Origin of the sequence: Sporosarcina sp. OR05, from assembly GCF_041414805.1 — a bacterium.
Classification (GTDB): Bacteria; Bacillota; Bacilli; order Bacillales_A; family Planococcaceae; genus Sporosarcina; species Sporosarcina saromensis.
Map to the genome: position 1 here is coordinate 208476 of NZ_JANKJL010000004.1, position 6487 is coordinate 214962.

General features: G+C 44.1%; 6 protein-coding genes and 1 pseudogene. 4 read left to right on the top strand and 3 right to left on the bottom strand.

Features of this window, described 5'->3' with window-relative positions; all coding sequences use genetic code 11:
- Window positions 1-88: 88 nt before the first annotated feature.
- From NRI27_RS09580 to dacB, 3 genes are all read right to left on the bottom strand, one after another.
- The gene (locus tag NRI27_RS09580; RefSeq protein WP_371390474.1) at window positions 89-559 is read right to left on the bottom strand and encodes a DinB family protein; all 471 of its coding nucleotides are present in this window, start codon (window positions 557-559) and stop codon (window positions 89-91) included.
- Between the two features lie 8 nt (window positions 560-567).
- Complete coding sequence (locus NRI27_RS09585; RefSeq protein ID WP_371390476.1) at window positions 568-1452, bottom strand: hypothetical protein; 885 nt, start codon at window positions 1450-1452, stop codon at window positions 568-570.
- Window positions 1453-1624: 172 nt separating this feature from the next.
- Window positions 1625-3148 (bottom strand): D-alanyl-D-alanine carboxypeptidase/D-alanyl-D-alanine endopeptidase, encoded by a 1524-nt coding sequence (dacB, locus tag NRI27_RS09590; protein WP_371390477.1) that lies wholly within the window; start codon window positions 3146-3148, stop codon window positions 1625-1627.
- 496 nt (window positions 3149-3644) lie between these two features.
- On the opposite strand from dacB, the gene pxpB reads away from it, so the two are divergent.
- The 4 genes and pseudogenes from pxpB to NRI27_RS09610 all read left to right on the top strand — a co-directional run.
- Window positions 3645-4343, top strand: a complete 699-nt coding sequence (gene pxpB, locus NRI27_RS09595; protein ID WP_371390488.1) for a 5-oxoprolinase subunit PxpB — start codon at window positions 3645-3647, stop codon at window positions 4341-4343.
- Window positions 4340-5341, top strand: coding sequence for a 5-oxoprolinase subunit C family protein (locus NRI27_RS09600; protein ID WP_371390478.1), 1002 nt, complete (start codon window positions 4340-4342; stop codon window positions 5339-5341). Before pxpB ends, NRI27_RS09600 begins: the two co-directional genes overlap by 4 nt.
- Before the next feature lie 61 nt (window positions 5342-5402).
- Entirely contained in the window at window positions 5403-6173 is a 771-nt protein-coding gene (locus NRI27_RS09605) for a LamB/YcsF family protein (protein ID WP_371390479.1), read from the top strand.
- An 18-nt stretch (window positions 6174-6191) separates the two neighbouring features.
- Window positions 6192-6487, top strand: a pseudogene (locus NRI27_RS09610) (hypothetical protein); the annotation flags it as partial.

A 6487-nucleotide genomic window follows, 5' to 3' on the forward strand; every position in this document is an offset into this window, starting at 1 on the left:
GCAAACGAAATAAATCGGTAACGGTTTCCCATAAAAAAACTTGCCACGGAATCGACCGATGACAAGTTACATTATGCAAACGCTACATTCATTCAAATAATCGTATTTGCGGATTTTTTCCTAAACAATGCACAAGCATAGCATGTAACTGCCCGCGATGATGGTAGAGGTGAGAAGAAATCTCTAGCAACCATTCATACCTTGTATAGGACACTCCCCAGTAGGAAGTTGTTTTTTGCATTAATTCATCTTCCGTATAATTCATGTAGCGAGTTTTTAATAACGAGAAATTCGTTAACAAATCATCTTTCATGTCACCAATAGCTGTAAAATGGTTGGATGCATAAAAGTTTCTCATTTCTTCTTCGGAAGCTTCGTTCGCAATTAGTAGGTCCGCCTTACATATCAACGCCATATGAGTGAATAGCTGACCAATGGAAAGTTTATCCGCTGTTGGTTGGGCATCTAAATCCCCTGGCTCCAGTTCGTCCAATAGGTCAGCAATTGATTGAATTGAAATGGAGATTTGATTGAATGCTGCCTGTACGTATGGATTCATCTCTTCACCTATATTGCTCCTTTTTCGTAGGCATGAAGAATTCTCAAATTTTCTATCGTCAATACGCCGCTCCATTCTTGCTTCGCTTTTTCCCATTCCTCTTCAAATTGTCCCCACGCCCACGTCGGTTTCCAACTCCCATCTTCCACTTGCGTATTTAGCAGATGCTGAATATTGGATGGGATGGCGTCTTTAAATTCTTCATACAAAAACGATTCTTTCATCGATACGATTTGGAGAGGAAGTAAGCAATAGCCATGCCATTTTTCGGGATCTGTCGTCACGCTGTTTCGGGCAATATGACGCACTCTATCGGTAATCTTCTCAGCTTGATCTGCAGGTAATTCCTTTAGTAATTTGACCAGGCATTGTAATACATGATGGTCGTTCGTGTCTACTTGCTGCACGTAGGTAATTGTATGAGCTGTCAATGTTTCTAAAAAATCGGCAGGCACAAGCCCTTTGTAATGATGGAGTAAGCCAGTTATCTCGGCACTAGGATTTCCCCATGGCCAATCTCCACCGTAATTCCACCAAATCGCCCGTGGCGCAGATTCCACTTCCTCTGGGACGATCTCCCATCCCATCTTTTCTTCATCGAAAGTATGCAACAGATAGTTGATTGCGCTTTGCACCATTGGTTCCGAATCATCTGCCCCAATGCGAATCAAATGTTGTAAGCCGATTGTTGTTGCTAGCGCAGAAGAAGCCTTGCATCTGAAGTCAGGCTCCAATCCGTTGCCAAAACCACCGTCTTCATTTTGATAGGTCATTAATGCATCTAACACTTGCTCTTCGTCACCATTCACAAATTCAAATGTATATAGAACCTTTTCTAATGGTCTAGCCTTTGTTTGGAGAAATGTTTCTGCTTTCTGAAGTTGTTCAATCACCAATAGTATCCCTACTTTCTAAAGATATTCGTTCTCTCTTCTTTCGCTAGTGTAATGAGTAAATCCTTTATTTTGATGAGACTTATCCAATTAAAAAAGCGTGAATTCAAGGATCAATCTCCTCGAATTTCACGCGGTTATGAATGAATCAACTAATTATCTAAGAAATTCATTAAAATTCATGCTCTGCAAGTACTGTTGCAATGGCATCTTCAATCGGTGTTACGGGACCCGTCACGTAATTATTTATCATAATAGAGAAAATTAATTCCGTTCCGTCTTTCGCAGTGACATATCCGGAAAGAGTGGAGACACCTGTTATTGAACCGGTTTTCGCTTTGACGTTACCAGCCGTTAATCCTTTGCCCATTCGGTTACGAAGGGTTCCACCTACCATTCGATCAGGCGCACCAGCAATCGGCAATGATGCCTCGAATGCAGGGAACCAGCTTTTGTCTTGTATTTGATAAAGCAGCGTAGTCAGTTCATCCGCCGAAACAAGATTTTTATGGGACATGCCCGAGCCGTCACGCAGTACAATTGTATTCGTATTCACACCGAATTCCTGTAGCTTCGCTTTCATTACTGCAAGTCCTGCATCCCATGTACCTTTTCCTTGCTGCACTTTCCCCATTTCCTTTACCAATGTTTCCGCGTGTCCGTTATTGCTGAGCTTCATAAATGGAATGAAGAGCTCTTCAAGTGGCATGGATTTTTTTTCTGCGAGCATAGTGGCGTTAGCAGGGGTCATACCGGTTTCCATCCGGTGCTTACCGACAAATAGGATCCCATGTGCTTCCAACGATTTTTTGAATACATCGAGAACAAGTCCAGTCGGCTCCCACACAGCTGTCCAAGAACGCGATCTCGTTCCTTCCAGTGGCATGTTTCCATCGATGAAAATTCGATTTGTCCCATGTTCACGTTCAATGGAAATGTTTTTTGTTGTACCTTTTGCCGTTGTCGAAGCGCGATTGACAATTTCAACGTAGCTAGTTTCTGGCGTAACGGTTACTTTTGGAAGGTCGCCTGCCTTATTGCCAGCATTCACTTCCACAATAACTGTACCAGCGTCATAGTCTGTATTTGGAGAAATCGTCAATGCGGAAACTTGCGCACCAACGTAACTGTGTTCATCCGACCAATTTAGGTCTTGTGAATACCGAACGTCATCATACCAACTATCATCTGCTAGTAAGTCCCCGTTAATTCTCGTAATGCCTTTTGCCTTCAAGTCTTTTGCGAATTGATCCAAGTCTTCTTTTAAGAGAGTGGGATCGCCTTTCCCCCTAATGAATAAATTGCCGTGAAGCATTTTGCCTTTCACTTGTCCATCCGTCAACAGTTCAGTCGTAAACCGATAATCAGGGCCTAAAATGTCCATTGCGGTCGTACCCGTCAGCAACTTCATGTTGGAAGCGGGACGGAGTCGGATATCACTAAAATGCGAAAAGATACTCTCGTTTGTATCCGCTTTTCGCACAATGACACCTGTAATACCACCTTGAAGCTTAGGGTCTGCCAATAATGCATGTAACTTGCTTTCTAATGATGTCGATTCAATGGATGCAACGGGAGTCGTTTCCCCGGATGCGGCGACAGAGGAAAAAGTTCCTTCATGTGCGACCGGAAATAAAGCAATCAAAGCAATGGAAACTGCTAAGAAAGCTCGCTTGATTAGATTTTGCTGCTTCATTACTAGCTCACATCCTTTCATCCTTTAGCTTGATTGTACTGCAACTTAGTAAGTATATATAGATGTAATTACAGAAAGTTTTAAATTGAAGCATTTTTACTAATGGAACACATAGTCATTCCTTAGTAGTTTATGCAACAGTAGGTCATTCATTCGAAGGGAACATAGAGAATTCGCGTTTTCGGAAAGCTTTTTTATAACTGGATAGGCTGCACATAGCGAAATTCTTGCGTTGCAAAGCTCGGTTCGCATCACATCGTAACCGCGTCGCATCACAACGCAACCGTTTCGCAACACAATACAAAGGCTTCGCATCGCAAAGCTCGCGTCATTCAGACGTGCTATAATCGTAGAAATTCTAGTCACCTATCAAATCACCAGATAATAACCTAATTTTTATACCTATTTGTAAATACTAGTTTGCGAAATATGTAGAATAATGTAGAATAATCAGTACGTGTAAAAAGATCTTGTGTGGTGGGAGCGTGTGAGCAGCATGAAGTACAACTTGAGCCCGTTAGGTGACGAAGCAGTCGTCATTGAAGTAGGGACGGAAATCAGTCCAGCAACCGAGAAAAAAGTGAATGCGATTGTCGCGACTTTGGAGGAATTGAAGCCGTCTTGGATGGTCGAGTACATTCCTGCTTATACGACCGTTACTGTAATTTATAAGGTTGATAGGTTGAAAGAGAACCGTCCGTATAATTCCATTTGTAAGCGTATACAGGAATTGATGAATGAAGTGAAAGAAGTGTCGATGTGCGAGCAGAAAGTTGTTCGGATTCCTGTCGTATACGGTGGAGTGCATGGACCGGACCTTGCTTTCGTTGCGGAACATAATGGATTGACGCCCGAGGAAGTTATCCGCATTCATACATCGGGGACGTATACCGTTCATATGATTGGTTTTGCGCCAGGTTTTCCTTTCATTGGCGGCATGTCTGAAAAGATTGCGGCACCAAGGCGGCAGTCCCCGCGTTTACATATTCCTGCTCGTACGGTCGGAATTGCTGGCATGCAGACGGGTGTCTATCCTATCGACTCGCCAGGTGGATGGCAACTTATTGGTAGGACACCAATCGAGTTATTTTTGCCAACTGAAGATCCGCCGAGTTTATTGTCGGCAGGAGATACAATTCAGTTTTACGAGATTACACAGGAGGAATACGAAGCGTTGAGAGGTGACTTTGAATGATTACCGTCATGAAAGCAGGTCTTCAAGATACGATTCAAGACTTAGGAAGGTATGGTTATCAGAAATTTGGCGTCATCGTAGGTGGTGTCATGGATCCTTACTCTCATCGAATTGCAAACCTTCTCGTTGGAAATGAAGAGCACATGGCTACTTTGGAAATGACGCTAGTCGGTCCACATTTGTTAATGGAACAAGACCTCGTCATTGCAATTTGTGGAGGGGATTTACAACCGTCGATCGATGGCGAGCGTGTGCCGATGTGGAAACCGGTCTTTGTCCAAAAAGGAAGCGTTGTAAAGTTTGGTGCTGCGCTTGCTGGTAGTCGTGCGTATTTGGCGGTAGCAGGTGGATTCGATGTGCCTGACGTGCTAAATAGTCGCTCGACATATTTGAAAGCACGAATTGGTGGATATGAGGGAAGAGCTTTGAAAAAGGCCGATAAGCTTGCGACGGGAAAACCGCTTGGTATTGGAGCTTTCGTCTATAAACGCCTTCAAACTTCAGGAGTATCGCTACCTTTTCGTTCAACGGACTGGAAAATCGCCTCAAAGCTCTTACCAAATCTCTCAAAACACTATGAGATTCGAGTCATGCCGGGGCGGCAATACGACTTATTTACGGAAGAGAGCCAGCAACGATTTTGGCAGGAACCTTTCACAGTGAGCTCGCAGTCTGACAGGATGGGCTATCGAATGAGTGGCCCGACATTGACGTTGAAAGTTTCTGCAGAATTAGTTTCCGAAGCGGTGACATATGGATCTATTCAAGTGCCGTCAGATGGCAATCCAATTATTTTAGCGGCAGACAAGCAAACGACAGGTGGCTACCCGAAAATTGGGCAGATTGCTTCGGTCAATTTTACGAAATTGGCACAGGCGAAAGCTGGCGATCAGCTAACCTTTACGGAAGTGACAATTGAACAATCACAACTGCTTGTCGCGAAGCAAGAAATGAGCTTGAAAGCGCTTCGTGCTGCGATTGAAAATAAATTCCGCTAAGCGTGTAAGGTGTTCAAGGTTGTGAGGTTATTTTACATGTATGGAGATAGGAGTGGAGGATATGGCTTTAACAGTTGATTTGAATTGTGATATGGGTGAAAGTTTTGGTGCCTATACGATGGGCAACGATGAAGCGATTTTGCAGACGATTTCTTCTGCCAATATTGCATGTGGGTTTCATGCGGGTGATCCAACGACGATGCGGAAAACGGTGCGAATGGCGCTGGAGAAGAATGTCGGCATTGGTGTACATCCGGGGTTGCAGGATTTAAGTGGATTCGGTCGCAGAGAAATGGCTATTAGTGCAATGGAGGCGTTTGACCTCGTTGTCTATCAAATTGGTGCATTATCTGCTTTTGTTCAGGCAGAAGGGGGGCGTTTGCAACACGTGAAGCCACACGGTGCGCTTTACAATATGGCAGCGAAAGATGCGCGTTTGTCAGAAGCGATTGCAGAAGCTGTGTACAAAGTGAATCCGGAGCTAATCCTTTTTGGTTTGGCGGGCAGTGAGCTAGTGAAAGCGGGTGAGCGGATTGGCTTGAAGACTGCGAGTGAAGTGTTTTCAGACAGGACGTACCAACCGGACGGCATGTTGACGTCCAGGAGGGAGCCGAATGCATTAATTACTGATCATGAACTTGCCATTCGTCAAATTGTGAAGATGGTGAAAGAAGGGAAAGTGACGGCGACCGACGGAACGGATGTCAGCATTAAAGCCGACACGATTTGCATTCATGGAGACGGTAAAACAGCACTTGAGTTTGCGAGACGAATACCAAGTGCGTTGCAACAGGAAGGAATCGAGATCAAGAAAATCGCTAGTTTTTTATAATGGGGATGGGGTGTTCACATGGGAAAAGGGAATACGATTCAAAAATCAAATAGAGGGGTTTTGTTAGGCGCGGCGTTTCTAATGGCAACGTCTGCTATTGGGCCGGGCTTTTTGACACAAACGACGTTTTTCACAGAAACATTACTTGCAAGCTTTGGATTTGTCATTTTGGTATCTATCATTATTGATATTGGAGCACAAATGAACGTGTGGCGGATTATCGCCGTTTCCGAGAAGCGGGCACAAGATATTGCAAACGATGTGTTTCCGGGTTTAGGGTTCTTGCTTGCGGCACTCGTCGTAGCAGGCGGACT